Here is a 19,776-nt window from a genome sequence, read left to right as displayed (position 1 = left end):
CGCTCCTGCGGCTCCTGCCGGTCCTGCTCCCGGCGGCGCTGCCGGTCCTGCGGCTTCTGGCGGCCCGGCCGTTCCCGCAGGTCCTGCGGGTCATGCCGCTCCTGGTCCTTCTGGCGGTGCTGCGGCTTCCGGTGGTGCTGCGGCTTCCGGTGGTGCTGCGGCTTCCGGTGGTGCTGCGGCTTCCGGCGGTGTGGCCGCTTCTGGTGGTTCTGCCGGTGCCGGGGGTTCTGCCGGTTCCGGCGGCGGCGGCCCCAGCGGCGTGGGCCGGACCGCCGCCGTTGCCGGCCTCGTCGGGGCGACGAACCGGCAGGTCGCCGACGAGCTCGGGGTCACGCCCCAGCTGGTTGGCCGCTGGCGGGCCCGCTTCACGGCCGGCCGGCTGGCCGCCCTCGCCGACCTCCCTCGCCCCGGCGGCCCCCGCACGATCACGAACGCCCAGGTCGAAGCAGGTTCCCACCGCGCCGACCTCTCCACCCGCGCCCTCGCCGCCGAATTAGGCGTCTCCCAGTCCACGGCCTCGAGGATCCGCCGCGGGCTGCGCTCGACTTCAGATCACTAATCCTGACTCACAACGATCGCCCGAAAAGACCCGGTCCGTCCAGGGAAATCAAGCTTCAGCCGTGTTTCCGCACGGTAAATCCGCACGTAGTTGGCACTGTCCACCTACACGCTGAGTGGCTGGTCGATTCGCGCCGACCCGTAGGCACTCCTCGGCATACGCGCGGATGGCGCGCTTTCACCGGATAAGGATGCCGGTACCGGGGATTCACTGTGAAGCAGCGATTGACACCCCGTGTGAGCCAGGCTACTTTTTCGCCCACCGAAGCGGCTTCACGTATTCGTCGTCCCGCTGCGGTCCGTACCGAGGCGTCGAGACATCCGCGTTCCCGGACGTCTGTTTCGCGCATCCACTGACTGGAGGTCCGCTGTGGCGCAGCGTGAGATCGAGTTCATCAGCGGCGGGGAAACCGTCCGCGGCGACCTGCTCCTGCCCGAGGGCGAAGGCCCGTTCCCAGTCGTCGTGATGGCCGGCGGCTGGTGCTACGTGAAGGAATTACGGCAGCCGCAGTACGCCGCCGAGTTCGTTCAGCGGGGGTTCGCGGCGCTGATCTTCGACTACCGCCGGATGGGCGCCAGCGCCGGTGAGCCCCGCCAGCACATCGACCCGTGGGACCAGATCGAGGACTACAAGAACGCGATCACGTTCGCGTCCAACCAGCCCGAGCTCGACGCCGACCGGATCGGCATCTGGGGCATCTCGTACAGCGGCGGCCACGTGCTGATCGTCGGCGCCACCGACCCGCGGGTGAAGGCCGTCGTCTCGAACGTCCCGGTCATCGACGGTCACGAGACGATGTGGCGGATGCACGGGACCGACCGGTTCCGCAAACTCAACGCGTTCGTCGCCGAAGACCGGGCCAAGCGCACCGAGACCGGCGAGTACGGCTACATGGCCATGTCCGGCGTGCCGGCCAACCCCGACGACTCGTTCTCGGTCTGGCCCGACAACGACGTGCTGGCCGTGTTCAACGAGCTCAAGGCCACCCAGGCGCCCCGGCACGAGCACCGCAACACGGTCGCGTCGCTCGAGATGCTGATGGAGTACGACGCCTCGACGTTCGCGCCGCGGCTGATCGACAAGCCGGTGATGATGATCGTCGCCGACGCCGACGACATCACGATGTGGGACCAGGAGATCGCCGCGTTCAAGGCGATCCCGAGCTCGAAGAAGGAGCTCGTCGTCCTCCCCGCCACCGACCACATGACGCTGTACAGCAACGTCACCGCGCTGGACTACGCCGCAGCGGCCGCCGGTTCCTGGTTCGACCGCCACCTGCGTGAGCTCCCGACCGTCGAGAACCAGATCAGCAAGTACAAGAGCTGATCCGCGGTTCACCGGAGGGAGAGCGGCGATGACTAGTCAGACGGTGGAGCGGCCGGCCGGGTCGAAGTGGACGGACCTGCGCTGGCGCGGCGGACCGGTCGCGGTGCCGTGGGTGGTGGCCCTGCTGATGCTCGTCGTCAGCGTGATCATCTGGCCCAGCAGCATCGCGTTCGGCGGGCTGGCCACGATGACGCCGCTGCTCGGTGTGCTGGTCATCGCCTCACTGGGACAGTCGCTGGTCATCGGCACCGGCGGCATCGACCTGAGCGTCTCGTCGGTCGTCACGGTCGTGGGCGTGATCTTCGTCCAGCAGGCCGGGGAGGCCGACGGGTCGATCGGCCGCGCGCTGGTCTACTCGCTGGCGGCCGGTCTGCTCTGCGGGGTCGTCAACGGATTCCTGATCGAGTACCTCGGTCTGTCGCCGCTCGTCTCGACGCTCGCGACCGGCCAGGTCATGGCCGGGCTCGCGAGCATCTGGTACTCGGGCGGCGCCAACCGCCTCGCGGTACCGAACGGCTGGAAGGACGTCACCGGGGCCACGTTCGGGCGCGGGATCAGCTACATCCTGCTCGCGTCGGTGGTCCTGGTGCTGCTCACCAGCGTGATCCTCAGCTACACCGCGGTCGGACGGCGGCTCACCGCCGCCAGCACCAGCCCGCGGGCCAGCCGGTACCAGGGCGTCGGCGTACGCCGGTACCGGGCGGCCACCTACGTCGTGGCGTCGCTGCTGTACAGCATCGGCGGCGTCCTGCTCGTCGGCAGCATCGGCACCCCGACGCTGTCGCTGGGCGACGTCTACCAGCTCTCCACGATCGTCGTGGTGGTCCTCGGCGGCGCCGCGCTGTCCGGCGGACGCCTCCACCCCGGCGCGACGCTGGCCGGCGCCGTGTTCCTGTCGTTCATCAACCAGGACGTCGCCGCCACCGGCGCCGCGGCCGGTACCCAGGGCGTGATCCAGGGTGCCGTGCTGGTCCTGGCGATGCTCGCCACCGGCCTCGGAGCCGTCCGCGCGCTGCGCCGGCGCCGCGCCGCCCCCACCCCGTAACCGCACCCACCACCCGCACGCCACGGCCGACGCCCCACCTCGTCGGCGAAGCACGTACGTCACTTCGATGAGAGAAGAGGGTCACCGTGGTCCCGTTCCTGATCTCCCGCCGCCGATTGAAGGCGTTGGTAGCGATCACCGGCACGGCGGTCGTCGCCGCCGCCGCACTGTCCGGCTGCACGTCGTCCTCGTCCAGCACGACCAGCAGTAGTGGCGGGGACGCGTCGAAGTTCGCCTCGACGCCGCTCACCACCACCGACGCGGAGCGGACCGCGATCCTGAAGAAGGCGTTCCTCACCGACACGGTGACCGCCGACCAGCTCGACCCCACGATCGTCCAGGGGCTCGAGGAAGCCGGCCGGGAGTACTCGGACGCGCAGATCAAGGCCGCGGCCGCCTGCTTCGACCAACCGACCTGCAAGATCGGCAAGGGCAACCAGACGCTGGCGATCCTCGACGGCGCCGGCTCCGACCTCTGGCGGCACATCACCCGCGCGCAGATCACGCTGCAGGCCACGTCGTACCCGAACATCGGCACGGTCATCTACCTGCAGGCCGACGGCAACCTGCAGACGATGCAGGCCAACCTGCAGACGCTGATCACCCGCAAGGTCACCGCGATCGTCACCTACGACGACTTCGGCCCGGCCATGACGGCGTCCTACCAGCAGGCCACGGCCAAGGGCATCCCGGTCGCCGCCTACGGCGGTGTGCCCGGCCCGGACGCCACCGAAGCGGTCGTGACCCAGGTCGCCTCGGACTTCTGCGACGACGGCAACCAGATGGCGGAAACCACCGCGAAGATGCTCGGCAACAAGGGCAACGTCGCGTTCTTCACCGGCACCCCCGGTAACCCGCAGGGCGCCGGCTGGCAGAAGTGCGCCGAGTCGTGGTTCGCGAAGAACGCGCCGGCGGTCAAGGTCGTCAACAAGTCGAACACCAGCTGGACCGAGGGCGGCGCGGTCTCGGCCACCACGGCCCTGATCTCGACCGGCAAGCAGGTCGACGCGGTGCTCTACGACTACGCGAAGCAGACCGTCAACATCGTCCAGACCTACCAGAAGGCCAAGGTCAAGATCCCGGCCCAGGTGACCTGGACGTCGGACAACTCGCTCCTGCAGATGTGGGAGAAGGACCAGGGCACTCCGCAGGAGTGGCAGCTGGCCTACTCCAGCAGCATCAACTTCGAGGGCGCGATCGCGCTCGCCGCGGTGATGAACCACCTGCAGGGCAAGGACGTCAAGCCGGTCCTCGCGTTCCCGCTGCCGTTCGTGCCGGCCAAGAAGGGCGACTACCTCGCCGACCAGCCGGCGAACGCCCCCGGCCCGACGCTGATGCCGGACGCGCTGCTCACCCAGGTCCTCAGCGCCGGCTGAGCCGCGACGTCCACCCACCCACAGTGCAGAGGAGGAGCGAGGGATGAGGTCCACCGGGCCGTCCGAAGGTAGTCAGTCCACACTCACCGGCGATCCGGTGACCTCACCCTCGCCCTCCGAAGGCCTGACCGCCGACGGGCTCACCAAGATCTTCGGATCGACGGTGGCGCTGAGCGGTATGTCCACCACGTTCCGCCGCGGCACCGTGCACGGCCTGATCGGCGAGAACGGCTCCGGCAAGTCGACGTTCGTCAAGATCGTCGCGGGCATCCACCGGGCCGACGAGGGCCGGGTGACGTTCGACGGCACCACGGTCGCCGACACGTCCGGAACCGGGCGCACGGTCCGCCCCGACGTCCGGATCGCCTGCGTCTACCAGGACGGCTCGCTCATCGACGAGCTGACCGTCGCCCAGAACCTCGACCTGATCGTCGAGACCGACCGGCGCCCGGACGGCGACAAAGCCTGGCACCGCACGCTGCTCGACGAGGCCCGGCTGGCCGACGTCGACGTGCACACCCGCACCGGCGACCTGCCCAACAACGAGAAGCGGCTCGTCGAGATCGCCGCCGTGCTCGCCCGCAAGCCCGACGTCATCCTGTTCGACGAGTCGACGTCCTCGCTGGACGAGCGGGGCGTCGAGTTCGTCCTCGGCCGGATGCGCGAGGCGGCGGCCGACGGGGCCTGCGTCATCTTCGTGACCCACCGCCTGCACGAAGTACTGGCGGTGACCAGCGACATCACGGTCCTGCGGGACGGCGTCCTGGTCGCCGAGCCGCCCACCGCCGGCGCCACCACCGAGGAACTGGTCCGGCAGATGGCCGGGCGCGAGGTCACCGCGTTCACCCGGCGGGTCAGCGCCCAGGGCGGCGACCGGCCGGTGCTGCTCGACGCGGTGAAGGTCCGTGCGGACGCCTGCGGACCGGTCGACCTCACGGTCCGCCGCGGCGAGATCGTCGGCATCGGCGGCGCGGCCGGCAACGGCCAGGCCGAACTGATCCGCGCGCTGGCCGGCGACGGCCTCACCGGCGGAGACGTGACGATCGACGGGACGCCGCTGCGCAAGGCCGAGGCCGCGGTCGGCGTCGAGGCGGTGTTCGTCTCCTCCGACCGTCGCGAGGAGTCGCTCTCGAGCCTGCTCTCGATCCGGGAGAACTACACGCTGGCCGGATCCGCGAGCTCGGGCCACTGGTGGAGCTGGATCGGCCGGCGCCGCGAGACCGCACGGGCGACCGAGCTCGCCGACCGCTACGGCCTGGCTCGCGGCTCGATCGAACAGCCGGTGGCCACGCTGTCCGGCGGCAACCAGCAGAAGGTCGCGATCGGCCGGGCCGTGGCCCGCGACCCCAAGGTGCTGCTGATCGAGGAACCGACCGAGGGCGTCGACGTCCGGTCCCGGTTCGACATCTACCGCTCGCTGGTCGAGGTCGCCGACCGCGGCACGTCGGTCGTGTTCACCTCGAGCGACGCCAGCGAGCTGCGGCTGCTGGCCGACCGGGTGATCGTGATGGCCCGGGGCCGCCGGGTCGCCGAGCTCGCCGACGAGGAAGTGACCGAAGAGGCGATCGTCCACGCGTTCACCACCGCGAAGGACGAAGAGGAAGCCCGGGAAGAGGCGCAGGCCCAGGCCGAGGCCGAGCCGGTCGAGGAGATTCGCCGCCGTCGCGGTCCCCGGCCCCGCCGCCAGCTGACGTTCACCCCGGCGACGTTCGTGCTGCTCGCGGTCCTGCTGGTCGCGGTCTGGATCTACGGGACGGCGAAGGATCCGCAGTTCGGCACCGTCGGCAACATGACCGCGGTCCTGACGCTGTGCATTCCGCTCGCGCTCGCCGCGCTGGCCCAGTTACCGGTGCTGCTGGTGGGGGAGATCGACGCGTCGATCGGCTCGATGATGGGGCTGATCGTCGTGCTGCTCTCGTTCCTGCCCCACACGTCGCCCGGGCTGCTGTTCGTCGTCGCGATCGTCGCCGGCGCGGCCTTGGGCGCGATCAACGCGATCCTCGTCGTCGCACTGCGCATCACCGCGGTGATCGCCACGATCGCGACGCTCGGCGTGTTCCTCGGCGTCGGCCGGATGCTGCGGCCGGAGCCCGGCGGGCTGATCAACGTCGACCTGGCCACGGTCTTCGACCAGGGCGTCGCCTACATCCCGATCATGTTCCTGGTGGTCGTGGTGCTGGCGGTCGTGATCGACGTCTACGTCAACTCCACCCGGGGTGGCCTGCGGTCGCGGGCGGTCGGCTACTCGGCGGTGCGGGCCTCGCAGCTCGGCGTCCGGTCCGGCCGGTTCCGCGCCACGATGTACGTCGTCGGCGGCGCGATCGCCGGCCTCGGCTCGGTCGCGCTGGCCTCGCAGACCGGCGTCGGTGACCCGAACTCCGGCTCCGGCTACACGCTGCTCTCGATCGCGGTGCCGGTGATCGGCGGCGCGCTGCTCGCCGGGGGCCGCGGCTCGGCCATCGGCTGCGTGCTCGGGGCACTGTTCGTCGCCGAGGTCCAGGACTTCATCCCGTTCGTCAACCTCCCGACCGGTGGCTACCTCATCGCGGTCGGCGTCCTCACGGTGCTCGCGCTGATCGTCGGGTCGTCCCGGCTCTCCGCGCTGCTGCCGTCCCCGAAGTTCCTCCGATCCGGAAAGTAGGAAAAATGGCTGACCTCACCGGCAAAGTCGCCCTCGTCACCGGTGCCGCCCGCGGCCAGGGCCGCTCGCACGCGCTCGCGCTGGCCGAGGCCGGAGCCGACGTCATCGCGCTGGACGTCTGCGCCGACATCGACACCGCTCCCTACCCGCTCGGCACCCCGGACGAGCTGGCGGCCACCGCCAAGGACGTCGAGGCGCTGGACCGCCGGGTGCTGGCCATCGAGTGCGACGTCCGCGACAGCGCCGGCCTGGACGACGCCGTGGCCCGGGGCGTCGCCGAGTTCGGCCGGATCGACATCCTGGCCGCGAACGCCGGCATCTGGGCGCTGGGCAAGCTCTGGGAGATCACCGACGCCCAGTGGGAGGAGATGCTCGCGGTCAACCTGACCGGGGCCTGGCGCACGGTGAAGGCCGTGGTGCCCCAGATGATCGCCCAGAAGAGCGGTGCGATCGTGCTGACCTCCTCGGTCAACGGCTTCGAGGCCGGCGCGGGCATGACCCACTACGTCGCGGCCAAGCACGGCGTGCTGGGCCTGATGCGCAACGCCGCGGTCGAGCTGGGCGAGTTCAACATCCGCTGCAACGCGGTCTGCCCCGGCATCGTCGACACGAAGATGAACGACTGGCCGGGGTCGTACGACTTCATCGCCGGTCACGAAGGCGGCACGCCGCAGGAGCGCGCGGACAACGCCTACCACTGGTCGAGCCTGGCCGGTCGCGGCCTGCTGTCCCCGAGCTCGATCAGCCGCTCGGTGGTGTTCCTCGCCTCCGACGACGCCCGCGACATCACCGGCGTCGCGCTGCCGGTCGACGGCGGCCACGCGGTGCTGCCGGGCTCGAACCCCAACCCGGTTCGCTCGCTCTGACCCCCGATCGCCCGAGAGGAGGACGCCGATGATCACGCCCACCTGGGTTTCACCGGTCCGGTTCCCGGAAGCCGAGACGATCCCGGCGTCCACACCGGCTGTGCTCGCCGCACTCGCGGCCGTCGATCCCGGCCGCGTGCAGGTGATCGACGGTGAACACACGCTGGACGGCGCCGGTCTGCTGGCCGTCGTCGCGGCCGAGCAGGCCCGCCTGCGCCACGCCGGCGTGCGCCGCGGTGACGTGGTGTGCGTCCAGCTGCCGAACTGGTGGGAGGCGGTCGCGCTGGCCCACGCCGTGTGGGGGATGGGCGCGGTGCTCTGCCCGGTGCCGGTGAACTACCGCTCGGCCGAGCTGACCAGGATCGTCGCGGCCGTCGAGGTGGCAGCGTTCGTGGTCCCGGAGTCCTACCGGGGGACCGACCACCCGGCCCTGGTCCGGAGGGCCTCCTCCGACGTCCCGGTCCTCACCGTCCGGGGATCCGTCACCACGCCTCCGGTCGACGAGGAACCCGAGCTGGACGCCGGGCTGGACGACGTGTGCGTGCTGATGTTCACCTCGGGCACCACCGGCACTCCCAAGGGCGTCCTGCACAGCCACCGGACGCTGCTGGCCGACGCCTGGTCGATCGCCCGGCTGTTCGCGCTGGCCGGTGACGCCGTGTACATGCCGTCGCCGGTCGGGCACGTCACCGGCCTGGTCTACGGCGTCATGATGCCGCTGCTGATCGACGGGTCGGTCGTGCTGCAGGCCGAGTGGGACGCGGCGGCCGGGGCCGACCTGATCGAACGGCACGGCTGCACGTTCTGCGTCGGCGCGACGCCGTTCCTGCGCGGCCTGACCGACGAGTACGAGCGGCGCGGCACCACGTCGGCGCTGGCGAGCTTCGCCTGCGGCGGCGCCGACATCCCGTCCGCGCTGGTGCGGCGGGCGACGTCCGTGCTGGACGCGGTCGTCACCCGGGCCTACGGGCTGACCGAGATGCCGACCGTCACCTGCGGCGGGCCGGACGATCCGGAACACGTGCGGTTCGAGACCGACGGGCGGCTCACCGGTTCGTCGCAGGCCCGGGTCGACGACCTCGGCGGCTTGGAGGTGCGCGGACCGGAGCTGTTCCTCGGCTACCTGGACCCGGCGCACACGGCCGGCGCGATCACCCCCGACGGCTGGTTCCGCACCGGCGACCTGGCCACGCTCGGCGCGGACGGTGCGGTGACGATCTCCGGCCGGGCCAAGGACATCATCGTCCGGGGCGGCGAGAACATCGGCGTCAAGGAGATCGAGGACTACCTGCTCGACCACCCGGCGGTGAGCGACGTCGCGGTGGTCGGCGTGCCCGACGACGTGCTGGGCGAACGGGCCTGCGCGTTCGTCGTCGCGAAGGGGACCGCGCCGACGCTGCCGCAGCTGAGCGCGTACCTGCTGACGCACGACATCGCCAAGCACAAGCTCCCGGAGTACCTGCTGGTCGTCGACCGGTTACCCCGCACGCCCAGCGGCAAGATCCAGAAGTTCCGGCTCCGCGGCGAGGCCGCCACCGAGCTGGCCGCCGGACGCGGTGAGCGTCGATGAACCGCGACGAACTGCTCGACGCGTACCGCCGGATGCGCCTGATCCGCCGCATGGAGGAGCGCATCGGGACGCTCTACGCCCAGGGCCTGATCCCCGGATTCGTGCACACCTCGGTCGGCCAGGAGGCGGTCGCGGTCGGGACGCTGTTCCGGGCCCGCCGCGAGGACGTCATCACCTCCACCCACCGCGGGCACGGGCACGTCCTGGCCAAGGGACTCGACCCGGCCCGGATGTTCGCCGAGCTGATGGGCAAGGAGACCGGCGCCAACCGAGGCCGCGGCGGTTCGATGCACGTCGCCGACCCGGCGCTGGGGATATTCGGCGCGAACGGCATCGTCGGCGCCGGTCTGCCGATCGCCACCGGGGCCGCGCACGCGCTGCGGCAGCGGGGTGACGGCACGATCGCGATCGCGTTCTTCGGCGACGGCGCGGTCGCCACCGGCGCGTTCCACGAGTCGCTGAACCTGGCCGCGCTCTGGCGGCTCCCGGTCGTGTTCGTCTGCGAGAACAACGGGTACTCGGAGTTCTCCCGGACCGACGACCAGCACCCGGTGCCGATCGCCGCCCGCGCGGGCGCTTACGGCATGCCGTTCCGGCGTGTCGACGGAAACGACGTCGAGGCCGTCGAGGCCACGATGTCCGACGTCTTCGACCAGCTGCGCTCCGGTGGGGGTCCGCAGCTGGTCGAAGCCGTCACCCTGCGGGTCCGCGGCCACTACGAGGGCGATCCGCAGAAGTACCGCGCCGGTGAGCAGGACGCGTCCGACCCGCTCGTCGTCACCCGTCAGCGGCTGGCCGCGCTCGGCGCCGCCGACCTCGACGAGGTCGACGACGACGTGGAGCGGACGGTGGCCGCGGCGGAGAAGTTCGCGACCGATTCGCCGGAGCCGGACCCGGCGTCCGCCCGCGACTACGTGATCGTCGCGCACCGGACGTTCGACGAGCGACCGGCCGGATCGATCGGCGACCGGGACGTCTCGACCTCCCGCGTCCTGCGCCAGGCGCTCGACGACGCGCTGGCCGACGACCCCGCGGTGTTCCTGGCCGGCATCGACGTGGCCGGCGGGAACGTCTTCGGGCTGACCCGCGGCCTGGCCGGGAAATGGCCGGGGCGGGTGCTCGACACCCCGATCGCCGAGACCGCGATCATGGGGCTGGGCGTCGGCGCCGCGATGGCCGGCCTGCGGCCCGTCGTCGAGCTGATGTATCTGGACTTCCTCGGCGTCTGCCTGGACCAGCTGATGAACCAGGCGGCGAAGCTGCCGTTCATGACCGGCGGCGCGGTCACCGTCCCGATGGTGGTGCGGACGCAGTTCGGATCCGGACGCTCGTCCGGCAGCCAGCACTCGCAGAGCCTGGAGACGTTGCTCGCGCACCTGCCCGGAATGACCGTCGTGATGCCGAGTTCACCCGACGACGCCTACGGGCTGCTGCGCACGGCGATCGAGGACGACAACCCGGTCGTGTTCATCGAGAACCGGCTGCTCTACGAGCGCAAAGGGCCGATGCCGTCGCCGGAGCACCGGGTGCCGCTGGGCCGGGCGCGGATCGTCCGGCCGGGGGAGCACCTCACGATCGTGTCGTGGTCGCGGATGGCGCAGCTGGCGTCGGCCGCGGCCGAGCAACTGGCCACCGAGGGCATCGACGCCGAGGTGATCGACCTGCGGACGATCGTGCCGCTGGACCGCGAGACGGTCCTGGCGTCGCTGGCCAAGACGAACCGCCTGCTGATCGTCCACGAGGCGGTGGCCGAGTTCGGCGTCGGCGCCGAACTGGCCGCGCTCGCGGTCGACGAGGGCTTCTGGTCGCTCGACGCCCCGGTCGTCCGGGTCGGCGCGCCGTCCACGCCGGCCCCCTACGCGCCGAGCCTCGAACGCACCTGGATCCCGACCGAGCACGACATCATCCGCGCAGCCCGCTCGCTGGCTGCGGATCGTTAGGAGACGACATGAAGCTCGACGGACGCATCGCCGTCATCACCGGAGCGGGTTCCGGCATGGGCCGCGCGATGGCAGGCGAGTTCAGCGCGAACGGCGCCACCGTCGTCGCGGTGGACGTCAGGGCCGACGCCGCGCAGGAGACCGTGAAGCTCCTCGACGACGGCCGGAGCGTCGCCCAGACCGCCGACGTGTCCAACAAGGCCGACGTGGAGCGCGTCGTCGCCGAGACCGTCGCGCGGTTCGGCCGGCTCGACATCCTCTGCAACAACGCCGGCGTGCTCGACGACTACACGCCGGCCGACGAAACGTCCGACGAGCTCTGGAACCGGACCCTCGGCATCAACCTCAACGGGCCGTTCTTCTTCTCCCGCGCGGCGCTGGGCCCGATGCTCGCCCAGGGCAAGGGCTGCATCATCAACACGGCGTCGATCTCGTCGTTCGTGGCCGGCGGCGGTGGCGCGGCCTACACCGCGTCCAAGCACGCCGTGCTCGGCCTGACCAAGCAGCTCGCGTTCGACTACGGCAAGCGCGGCGTGCGCGCCAACGCGATCTGCCCCGGCGCGATCCACACCGGCATGACCGACCACCTGATGACGCCCGAGGGCCGCAACCCGCACGTCGACGAAGCGATCGCCGGCACCCCGGCCGGACGCTGGGGCAAGCCCGAGGAGATCGCCCACATGGCACTATTCCTGGCCAGCGACGAGGCCGACTTCATCCACGGCTCCGCGTTCACCGTGGATGGCGGCTGGCTCCTGCCCTAGGCCGCTGGGTGTAAAAGTGTCGGGGTCACGGAGCACACTTCGGGGCCGGGTAGGAAGGACTACGGGGTGGGCAGCGACTCAGAGGTTCCGGCGGAGTCTCCGCTGGAAGGCGTAGGTCAGCAACTGCGCCGGGCACGGCAGGCGGCCGGCATCTCCGTGCGCGAGATGGCGCGGCGCGTCGACGTGTCCCCGAGCTTCATCTCGCAAGTGGAGCTGGGGCGGACCAAGCCGTCGGTCGGCACGCTGTACTCGATCGCCAGCGAGCTCGGCGTCCCGCTCGACGACCTGATGCCGATCGGCCAGGCGGTCCCGGTGCTGGCCGAGGCGGTGCCGGTGCCCGACGAGCGCCTCGCCCTGGTCCAGCGCGGGATGCTGCGCCCGTTCGGCGAAGCGGCCGCCAACTACGAGCCCGGTTCGCCGGTGCAGCGCTCCGATCGCCGTCACGAGTTACGGATGGGCAACGCGGTCTGGGGCCGCCTGACCGCCGACCACGACCCCGACAACGACTTCCTGCACGTGGTGTACGCGCCGGGTGGCGAGTCCTGCCCGGTCGACAACATGATCCACCACCGCGGCCACGAGTACGGCTACGTGATCTCGGGGACACTCGAGGTCCAGGTGGGTTTCAACCACTACCAGCTCAACGCGGGCGATTCGATCAGCTTCGCCTCGATGACCCCGCACCGGCTGCACAATCCGGCCGACCGCGACTCGGTGTCGCTCTGGATGGTCGTCGGGCGGGGCGGCACGCCCGTTCTCTGATTCACCCACCGGAAGGAGTGGCGATGACGCACGCCCACAGACCGTTCGAAGGCAAGGTCGCGTTGATCACCGGCGCCGCCAGGGGCCAGGGACGCAGCCACGCGGTCCGGCTGGCCGCCGAGGGCGCGGACGTCGTCGCCGTCGACATCTGCCGGCAGATCGACACCGTGCCCTACCCGATGGCGACGCCGGAGGATCTGGACGAGACGGTCCGGCTCGTCGAGGCCCAGGACCGCCGGGCCGTCCGGGTCGTGGCCGATGTCCGGGACTCCTCCGGGCTGGCCGCGGCCGTGGGTGCCGCGGTGGCCGAGCTCGGGCGGCTGGACATCGTCTCGGCCAACGCCGGGATCCACAGCGGAGGCATCCCGACCTGGGAGATGGAAGACGGGATGTGGCAGGACCTCATCGACGTCAACCTGACCGGGGTCTGGCTCACCTGCAAGGTGGCCGCGCCGCACCTGATCGCGGCCGGTGGCGGCGCGATCGTGATCACGAGTTCGGTCGCCGGTCTGCGGCCGTACGGCGGCATCGCGCACTACGTCTCGGCCAAGCACGCGCTGATGGGCCTCACCAAGACCCTCGCCCAGGAGCTGGCCGGGCACAACATCCGGGTCAACGCGGTGAACCCCACCCAGGTGGACACGCCGATGATCATGAACCCGCTGATCTACCAGCTGTTCCTGCCCGACGTGGAGAACCCCACGAAGGAGCAGTTCGCGGTCGCGTCGCAGGAGGGCATGCTGCTCGCCACCCCCTGGGTGGAGCCCGGCGACGTCAGCGACGCACTGGTGTTCCTGGCCTCCGACCAGGCGCGCTTCATCACCGGCGTCGGTCTGCCGGTCGACGCGGGGGTGCTGGCGAAATGAGACTCGACGGCAAAGTCGCGTTCATCACCGGCGCCGCCCGGGGGCAGGGCCGCAGCCACGCGGTCACGCTGGCGGCCGAGGGCGCCGACATCATCGCGGTAGACCTCTGCGCGCCGCTGGAGTCGGTCGAGTACCCGCTGGCGACGCCCGAGGACCTGGCCGAGACCGTGCGCCAGGTCGAGGCGCTGGACCGGCGGATCGTCGCCCGCGTGGCCGACGTCCGCGACACCGGGAGCCTGCGGGCTGCCGTCGACGAGGGGGTCGCCGAGCTCGGCCGGCTCGACATCGTCTCGGCCAACGCCGGGATCCTGTCGTCCGGGTCGCTGGTCGACTCCCCGGCCGGCGAGCTGAGCGAGCAGTCCTGGCGCGAGATGATCGACGTCAACCTGTCCGGCGTCTGGCGCACCTGCAAGGTCGCGATCCCGCACCTCCTGGCCGGTGGGCGCGGCGGTTCGCTGATCCTGACCAGCTCGGTCGCCGGGCTGAAGTCCTACGCCAACGTGGCGCACTACGTGTCGGCCAAGCACGGCGTGGTCGGGCTGATGCGGACGCTCGCGACCGAGCTCGCGCCGTACGGCATCCGGGTGAACACGGTGAACCCGACGCAGGTCGACACCGACATGATCCAGAACGACGTCATGTACCACCTGTTCGTGCCGGACGAGGAGAATCCGACCAAGGAGCAGTTCGCGGCGGCGTCGCGGGCGACCGGGTTGCTGCCGGTCGACTGGGTCGAGGCGATCGACATCAGCAAGGTGGTGGCGTTCCTGGCCTCCGACGACAGCCGCTACATCACCGGGATCGCCCTCCCCGTCGACGCGGGTGCGACGCTGCGCTGATCCTCGCGTCGACGGCCGGGGCGACGATGCCGGCCGGAGGTCAACGCGGCCCGAGGCCGAACGGGCCGAGGTGGTCGAGGGTCCACAGCGCCCTCGACCGTTCCTCGGGGTAGGGGACGACGGCAGGCCGGTCGACGCCGAGCAGCCGCGTCGGGCCACCGCGGGCGCCGAACGTGGGCCAGCCCGGGTCGCCGTGGCGCGCGAAGTCGGTCCAAGCCCGGCGGAGGCGGTCGCCGGCCGCCCGGATCTCGTCCGGCGGTGCGCCGCCCAGCAGCAGTTGCGCGGACGGGGCGCCGTACGTGCCGAACACCAGCGGCACGTCGATGCCGTGGCAGGCGCCGAGAGCGGGCGACTCGACCGTCACCTCACCCAGGAACGTCCGGCCGCCCGAGCCGGCGTGGGCCTCGGCCAGGTGCGCGGCCGGCATGCGGACCAGCACGTCGGAGTAGAGCGTCTCGTGCACCTGCTCGGACGGCCACGCCCGGCGGTACCCGTCGACCACCGCGGGTGGCGCCAGCACGGTGAGGTCGTCCGGTGGTTCGACGCCCAGCTGCCGGTTGATCGAGACGAACAGGCGTCCCTCGTCGCGGGTGTGCGTCACCAGCAGATCGACGTCGCGGGCGCGGCCGTCCGCGAGCGTCCGCCAGGGCACGTCCTCGACCAGGTCGCCGTCGACGACCGGGCCGAGCGCGGCCAACCGGCCGGCCGGACCCCAGCCGTCGGGCCGGTGCGGCAGCTCGGCGCCGAACGCGCCGTAGGCGGCGGCCAGCTCGGCCGGGGCGACCTCGGTCAGCGGACCGGAGCCGATCCGGTCGCGCAGCGCCCGGCTCAGGGCCACGGCCAGCTCGCGGGTCAGGAATCCGGCCGGGGGACTGGCGGCGATCGCGCGGCCGAACAGCCCGCGGGCGGACGGGGCCGCCAGCAGCGCCGCGACCGAACCACCGCCGGCCGACTCGCCGGACACCGTGACGCGGTCCGGGTCGCCGCCGAACGCGGCGATGTTGTCCCGGACCCAGCGCAGCGCCAGCAGTTGGTCGAGCAGCCCGCGGTTGCTCGGCGCCCCGTCCACCTCGACGAACCCCTCGACGCCCAGCCGGTAGTTCAGCGTCACGACGACCAGGCCCTCCCGGGCGAGGGCGGCGCCGTCGAAGAGCGGATCGCCCGAGTGGCCGATGAGATAGGCGCCGCCGTGGATCCAGACCAGGACCGGGAGCCCGCCCGCCCCCGGATCGGGGGTCCAGACGTTGAGCGTCAGCCAGTTCGGGTCGTCCGTCGGTTCGCTGCCCCAGGGCGCGGACTGCGGCGGCGGCGGGCCGAACTCGACCGCGTCGCGGACGCCGTCCCAGCCGGGCGCCGGAACCGGGGCTCGCAGGTGCAGCCGGCCGACCGGGGGTTCGGCGTAGGGGATCCCGCGGAAGACGGCGAGCTGCCCGTCCCGATCGCCGCGCAGCGTGCCGAGCGGGGTGGTGAGGTTCATGGGGGAAGCGTTCCAAGTCGGATGACTTAGGTCAAGCGACTTATTTCCGGGGGAACAGCTCCGCGAGATGGTGGTCGATGACCGCCTCCACCTGGTCGCGCGTGTAGACGCCGATCTCGAGCAGCGAGGCCAGGCCGGTGAGCGCCACGATCCGGGTGGCTTCGACCGGCACGTCGAGGCCCGGCCCGGCCAGACCGGCGGCGACGCTCCCGCGCAGTACGTCCTCGACCGTCGTGTGCACGACGAGCATCTCCTCGCGGAGCTGGACGCGGACCTGGTCGGCCTGCAGGGCGTCGAGCAGCCGGGCGGAGTTCACCTGGCTGCTGACCTCGTCCACCGGAAACATCTCGAGGAGCAGCACCCGCAGGACGTCCCGCGGGTGCGGGCCCGGACCGAGCGCGGCCAGCGCGGTCTTGAGCCGGGCCTTGGTCTGCGCTCCGACCAGCTCGACCGCGTAGTCGATCAGGGCTTCGCGGGTCGGGAAGTAGTGCTGGAGCTGGCCCAGGGACATCCCGGCCTCGGCGGCGACGTCGCGCAGGCTGGCGCGGCCGAGGCCCCTGCTGCGCGCGAGCGTCCAGAGCGCGCCGGCGATCAGGCGTCGCCGTTCGTCGTGGTCGACCTGGATCGGCATCGTCGGGCTGTTCCTCCTCCGGCGGCTGGTCCCTCCGAGCGTAGGGCCTGCCCGCCGGATCGGTGACCGGCCCGCCGGGACCCGCAGCCCGCGCCACCGGGCGCTCCGGGCCCGTCCCACACGGGTCAGTCGGGAAACCCGGGCGCCGACCCGAGAACCAACGACTACTACCTGGCCCACCTGCCCGAGGCCGGGCGGGCCGCCTACCTGAAGGCGCTGCGCCGCACCGAGCAGGCCGCGATGACGCTGTCGGACGGACGCGAGATCGGCTATCCGACCAGCGGATGCGAGCCGGCCGCGCGGACGACGCTCTACGGCGACCTGGAGACCCAGGTCAAAGTCTTCTCCGTGCCGCAGATCGTCAACCGGGCCATCGGGAAGCAGGTCGAGCGGAAGGCCCGGTACCGCTCCGCGGTGGACGCCTGGCGTCGGTGCATGGCGTCCGGCGGCGCGTCCTTCGAGTCCACCGCGGACGCGCGCAAGCAAATGGACGCGCAGTACGCGAAGACCGGCCCGACCGCGGCGACGCACCAGCGCGAGATCGCGGTGGCCACCCCCGCGTCGGTCACGACGCCTTCCGGAGGCGGGCGATCAGCGTCACCACGACGACGACCAGCGCGCCGACGATCAGGCCGAGGACCGCGCTGAACAGCGTGTTGACGAGCCAGCCGACGACGCCGCCGAGTGCCCCGGTGGCGTCGTGGGCGGCCTCCTCGACGTGGTGGACGGCCTCGTACAGGACGTGCAGCCCGAGCTCGTCCGTGCCGACCAGCAGGATGTGCCCGCCCACCCACAGCATCGCGGCCGTGCCGACCACCGTCAGCACGGTGAGGACGACCGGCATCGCTTTCACCAGCCCGCGCCCGAGCGGCACCAAGGCCCCGGACGATCCGGACAGCCGGAGACCGGCGTCGTCCATCCGCACGATCAGCGCGACCGCGCCGTAGACGACGACGGTCATCACCAGCGCGACGACCGCGAGGATCACCAGCCGCTGCCAGAAGCCCTCGTCGATCACTTCGTTCAGCGCGATGACCATGATCTCGGCGGAGAGGATCAGGTCGGTGCGCACCGCCCCGGAGACCAGCGCCTTCTCGTCCTTGGCGCCCTCCTCGTGGTGGGCGTGCCCGGCGACCTTGGCCCAGACCTTCTCCGCGCCCTCGAAGCACAGGTAGGCGCCACCGAGCATGAGGATCGGCGTGAGCAGCACGGGCAGGAACTGCGAGAGCACCAGCACGGTCGGCAGGATGATGAGGAACTTGTTGCGCAGCGACCCCAGTGCGATCCGCTTGATGATCGGCAGTTCGCGCTCGGCCGCGAGGCTCCGGACGTACTGGGGTGTGACCGCCGCGTCGTCGATCACCACCCCGGCGGCCTTGGTGCCGGCCTTCGCCGCGGCCGCGCCGACGTCGTCGAGGGACGCGGCGGCGGTGCGGGCCAGCACGGCCACGTCGTCCAGCAGGGCTACGAGTCCACCGGCCACGGGCGGTCCTTCCAGAGCTTCGGGGTCGTCCGTGCAGCTCATTGTCGCAAGGCCGGTGCGCGGGCCGTCGGTTTCAGGCGGCAACCACCGTCCCGGCGGCGGCTAGCAGCGCCGCCAGGCGAAGTGATACGACGCGGACGGCTCGGCGGTGCCGGTGTCGAGGGTCACCCGGCCCGGGCGGGCTCCGGCGACACGTGCCTCGACCTGCAGGTTCAGCGGATAGCTGGCGCTGCACGGCATCCAGGCGACCGACGCCGGCCGCACCGGGCCGCGCAGCTCCCAGCGCCCGGTGAACGGTCCGGTCAGCCTGCGGTCGACGGCCCCGGTGTTCGTCTGACCGGCGAACCAGGACTGCGCGATCGCGGTACCGGTCGCCCCGGCCGGCAGCGACGCCTGGCCCCGCAGCAGGATGCTGTCGATCCCGAACGACCAGCCGCGTCCGACCACGGCCTGGATCGTCACCAGGCACTGCCGCCTCCGGTCGAGAGCCGAGGCGCCGCCGCCCTGGCGGGCCGCCAGCGCGTCGAAACCGACGTCGAGCCCGGTCAGGCCGTGTGGCCTGACCTGGGTGTCGGCGGCGTGGCACCCGGTGCCGTTGATCGACTGCACCACGAACCGACCGGCCGGCGGTGGCACGGCGCCGTCCGCGGTGCCGGGAAACGTCAGTGCACCGGCCAGGAGCGGGGCGGCCAGCGCGACGAGCGGAACCGGCTTGTCTCGGAGCATGATCGTTCCTTCCCGTCCTGCGGTGCGGGGGTCGTCCGGCGGCTCGGGCGGATGGCCCGTCCCGCCGGACGACCGGTGCGGCACTCAGCCGCAGCGCCGCCAGGCGATGTTGTAGAGGGTCGTGATCTCGCTGTCGGTGGCGTCCATCGTCATGACGCTCGTGGTCTTCGGGTTCTGGCTGCCCGCACGCACCAGCAGCTGGGAGTTGATGTTCAGCGGGTAGTTGGCCCGGCACGGCATCCACTGCATGGTGGCCAGCGGGATCTCGTCGGTGGCCTGCCAGTTGTCGGTGAACGGCCCGGAGTAGTCGCGCCGGATCTGGCCGGTCTGGGCCTGCCCGACGAACCAGTACTGCGTGCTCAGCGTGCCGGTGGCGCCCGGCGCGAGGTCGGCGAAGCCGCGGAACGTCGTCCGGTTGATGCCGAACGTGAAGCCCTGGGGAACACTGACGCTGACCGTGAGCAGGCAGGACGCCCGGGCCTGCAGAGCCGGGACACCGCCGCCGGCCTGAGCGCTGTAGTTGCTGTACGCGACCGTGAACGCGGTCTTGTCGCCGTTCGGGGTCACGGTCGCGGTACCGAACGGACACCCGGTGCCGTTGACCGACTCGACCGTCATCCCGAACTGACCGGGTGGCGGATCGTCCGCGCGCACGTGCGCGGTCACCGGCTCCACAGTCGACAACAACAGCCCGAGTACCCCGAGGGCAGCGAGCCCGAGTCGTCTGGCCGTCTTCAGCGTTCGACCTGGCATGGATTTCCCCTCGTGGGTCGGAGCGACCCGGTGATTCCCCCAGCCGGGTCCAGCAAGGATAATACCGCCACAAATAACCCAAAACTGCCCAGAAAATCCGTGTCGTCGGACGCGGGCCCGCGGGAAGTTCGCGCGATGGATCCGGTGGACTC

At 71.5% G+C, this 19,776-nt stretch carries 18 protein-coding genes; 12 read left to right on the top strand and 6 right to left on the bottom strand.

The window, feature by feature from the left end; translation table 11 throughout:
* The first annotated feature begins 259 nt into the window (after positions 1 to 259).
* The 12 genes from ACIBZJ_RS03405 to ACIBZJ_RS03350 all read left to right on the top strand — a co-directional run bounded on the left by ACIBZJ_RS03405 (position 260) and on the right by ACIBZJ_RS03350 (position 14,554).
* Positions 260 to 559 (top strand): helix-turn-helix domain-containing protein, encoded by a 300-nt coding sequence (locus ACIBZJ_RS03405; protein ID WP_395924980.1) that lies wholly within the window; start codon positions 260 to 262, stop codon positions 557 to 559.
* 369 nt (positions 560 to 928) lie between these two features.
* Complete coding sequence (locus ACIBZJ_RS03400) at positions 929 to 1,885, top strand: alpha/beta hydrolase (RefSeq protein WP_395924979.1); 957 nt, start codon at positions 929 to 931, stop codon at positions 1,883 to 1,885.
* A 28-nt stretch (positions 1,886 to 1,913) separates the two neighbouring features.
* Positions 1,914 to 2,930, top strand: a complete 1,017-nt coding sequence (locus ACIBZJ_RS03395; protein ID WP_395924978.1) for an ABC transporter permease — start codon at positions 1,914 to 1,916, stop codon at positions 2,928 to 2,930.
* An 86-nt stretch (positions 2,931 to 3,016) separates the two neighbouring features.
* Positions 3,017 to 4,306 (top strand): substrate-binding domain-containing protein, encoded by a 1,290-nt coding sequence (locus tag ACIBZJ_RS03390; protein ID WP_395924977.1) that lies wholly within the window; start codon positions 3,017 to 3,019, stop codon positions 4,304 to 4,306.
* A 43-nt stretch (positions 4,307 to 4,349) separates the two neighbouring features.
* Positions 4,350 to 6,947, top strand: a complete 2,598-nt coding sequence (locus ACIBZJ_RS03385; protein ID WP_395924976.1) for an ATP-binding cassette domain-containing protein — start codon at positions 4,350 to 4,352, stop codon at positions 6,945 to 6,947.
* Positions 6,948 to 6,952: 5 nt separating this feature from the next.
* Positions 6,953 to 7,813 carry a mycofactocin-coupled SDR family oxidoreductase gene (locus ACIBZJ_RS03380; protein ID WP_395924975.1) on the top strand — a complete coding sequence of 287 codons (861 nt, stop codon included), beginning with the start codon at positions 6,953 to 6,955 and terminating at the stop codon, positions 7,811 to 7,813.
* Between the two features lie 28 nt (positions 7,814 to 7,841).
* Positions 7,842 to 9,383 carry an AMP-binding protein gene (locus tag ACIBZJ_RS03375; RefSeq protein ID WP_395924974.1) on the top strand — a complete coding sequence of 514 codons (1,542 nt, stop codon included), beginning with the start codon at positions 7,842 to 7,844 and terminating at the stop codon, positions 9,381 to 9,383.
* A complete protein-coding gene (locus ACIBZJ_RS03370) occupies positions 9,380 to 11,323 on the top strand; it encodes a pyruvate dehydrogenase complex E1 component subunit beta (protein ID WP_395924973.1) in 1,944 nt (647 codons plus the stop codon). The genes ACIBZJ_RS03375 and ACIBZJ_RS03370 overlap by 4 nt, the downstream gene beginning before the upstream one ends.
* Before the next feature lie 8 nt (positions 11,324 to 11,331).
* Positions 11,332 to 12,087 (top strand): SDR family NAD(P)-dependent oxidoreductase, encoded by a 756-nt coding sequence (locus ACIBZJ_RS03365; RefSeq protein ID WP_395924972.1) that lies wholly within the window; start codon positions 11,332 to 11,334, stop codon positions 12,085 to 12,087.
* A 66-nt stretch (positions 12,088 to 12,153) separates the two neighbouring features.
* The gene (locus ACIBZJ_RS03360) at positions 12,154 to 12,849 is read left to right on the top strand and encodes a helix-turn-helix domain-containing protein (RefSeq protein WP_395924971.1); all 696 of its coding nucleotides are present in this window, start codon (positions 12,154 to 12,156) and stop codon (positions 12,847 to 12,849) included.
* A 23-nt stretch (positions 12,850 to 12,872) separates the two neighbouring features.
* Positions 12,873 to 13,715, top strand: coding sequence for a mycofactocin-coupled SDR family oxidoreductase (locus ACIBZJ_RS03355; protein WP_395924969.1), 843 nt, complete (start codon positions 12,873 to 12,875; stop codon positions 13,713 to 13,715).
* Positions 13,712 to 14,554 (top strand): mycofactocin-coupled SDR family oxidoreductase, encoded by an 843-nt coding sequence (locus ACIBZJ_RS03350; RefSeq protein WP_395924968.1) that lies wholly within the window; start codon positions 13,712 to 13,714, stop codon positions 14,552 to 14,554. Before ACIBZJ_RS03355 ends, ACIBZJ_RS03350 begins: the two co-directional genes overlap by 4 nt.
* Before the next feature lie 40 nt (positions 14,555 to 14,594).
* Here ACIBZJ_RS03350 and ACIBZJ_RS03345 read toward each other — a convergent pair whose 3' ends face one another.
* From ACIBZJ_RS03345 to ACIBZJ_RS03320, 6 genes are all read right to left on the bottom strand, one after another.
* Positions 14,595 to 16,031, bottom strand: a complete 1,437-nt coding sequence (locus ACIBZJ_RS03345; RefSeq protein ID WP_395924966.1) for a carboxylesterase/lipase family protein — start codon at positions 16,029 to 16,031, stop codon at positions 14,595 to 14,597.
* A gap of 40 nt (positions 16,032 to 16,071) precedes the next feature.
* A complete protein-coding gene (locus ACIBZJ_RS03340) occupies positions 16,072 to 16,662 on the bottom strand; it encodes a TetR/AcrR family transcriptional regulator (RefSeq protein WP_395924964.1) in 591 nt (196 codons plus the stop codon).
* A 311-nt stretch (positions 16,663 to 16,973) separates the two neighbouring features.
* On the bottom strand, positions 16,974 to 17,231 hold the full coding sequence (locus tag ACIBZJ_RS03335) for a hypothetical protein (RefSeq protein ID WP_395924962.1): 258 nt from the start codon (positions 17,229 to 17,231) through the stop codon (positions 16,974 to 16,976).
* A complete protein-coding gene (locus ACIBZJ_RS03330) occupies positions 17,228 to 18,145 on the bottom strand; it encodes a DUF808 domain-containing protein (RefSeq protein WP_395924960.1) in 918 nt (305 codons plus the stop codon). The genes ACIBZJ_RS03335 and ACIBZJ_RS03330 overlap by 4 nt, the downstream gene beginning before the upstream one ends.
* A 102-nt stretch (positions 18,146 to 18,247) precedes the next feature.
* Entirely contained in the window at positions 18,248 to 18,871 is a 624-nt protein-coding gene (locus tag ACIBZJ_RS03325) for a DUF4360 domain-containing protein (protein WP_395924958.1), read from the bottom strand.
* A gap of 84 nt (positions 18,872 to 18,955) precedes the next feature.
* A complete protein-coding gene (locus ACIBZJ_RS03320; RefSeq protein WP_395924956.1) occupies positions 18,956 to 19,624 on the bottom strand; it encodes a DUF4360 domain-containing protein in 669 nt (222 codons plus the stop codon).
* Positions 19,625 to 19,776: the final 152 nt, after the last annotated feature.

Origin of the sequence: Cryptosporangium sp. NPDC051539, assembly GCF_044454545.1 — a bacterium.
Taxonomy (GTDB): domain Bacteria; phylum Actinomycetota; class Actinomycetes; order Mycobacteriales; family Cryptosporangiaceae; genus Cryptosporangium.
Note: the sequence above shows the minus strand (reverse complement) of the source record. Positions and strands in the feature narration are given on the sequence as shown.

Excerpts from the sequence above, each read along its gene's own strand:
- ACIBZJ_RS03395 (WP_395924978.1), top strand. The coding sequence starts at position 1,914 with ATGACTAGTCAGACGGTGGAGCGGCCGGCCGGGTCGAAGTGGACGGAC.
- ACIBZJ_RS03355 (WP_395924969.1), top strand. The coding sequence starts at position 12,873 with ATGACGCACGCCCACAGACCGTTCGAAGGCAAGGTCGCGTTGATCACC.
- ACIBZJ_RS03320 (WP_395924956.1), bottom strand. The coding sequence starts at position 19,624 with ATGCCAGGTCGAACGCTGAAGACGGCCAGACGACTCGGGCTCGCTGCC.
- ACIBZJ_RS03345 (WP_395924966.1), bottom strand. The coding sequence starts at position 16,031 with ATGAACCTCACCACCCCGCTCGGCACGCTGCGCGGCGATCGGGACGGG.
- ACIBZJ_RS03325 (WP_395924958.1), bottom strand. The coding sequence starts at position 18,871 with ATGCTCCGAGACAAGCCGGTTCCGCTCGTCGCGCTGGCCGCCCCGCTC.
- ACIBZJ_RS03340 (WP_395924964.1), bottom strand. The coding sequence starts at position 16,662 with ATGCCGATCCAGGTCGACCACGACGAACGGCGACGCCTGATCGCCGGC.
- ACIBZJ_RS03365 (WP_395924972.1), top strand. The coding sequence starts at position 11,332 with ATGAAGCTCGACGGACGCATCGCCGTCATCACCGGAGCGGGTTCCGGC.
- ACIBZJ_RS03370 (WP_395924973.1), top strand. The coding sequence starts at position 9,380 with ATGAACCGCGACGAACTGCTCGACGCGTACCGCCGGATGCGCCTGATC.
- ACIBZJ_RS03375 (WP_395924974.1), top strand. The coding sequence starts at position 7,842 with ATGATCACGCCCACCTGGGTTTCACCGGTCCGGTTCCCGGAAGCCGAG.
- ACIBZJ_RS03380 (WP_395924975.1), top strand. The coding sequence starts at position 6,953 with ATGGCTGACCTCACCGGCAAAGTCGCCCTCGTCACCGGTGCCGCCCGC.
- ACIBZJ_RS03350 (WP_395924968.1), top strand. The coding sequence starts at position 13,712 with ATGAGACTCGACGGCAAAGTCGCGTTCATCACCGGCGCCGCCCGGGGG.
- ACIBZJ_RS03385 (WP_395924976.1), top strand. The coding sequence starts at position 4,350 with ATGAGGTCCACCGGGCCGTCCGAAGGTAGTCAGTCCACACTCACCGGC.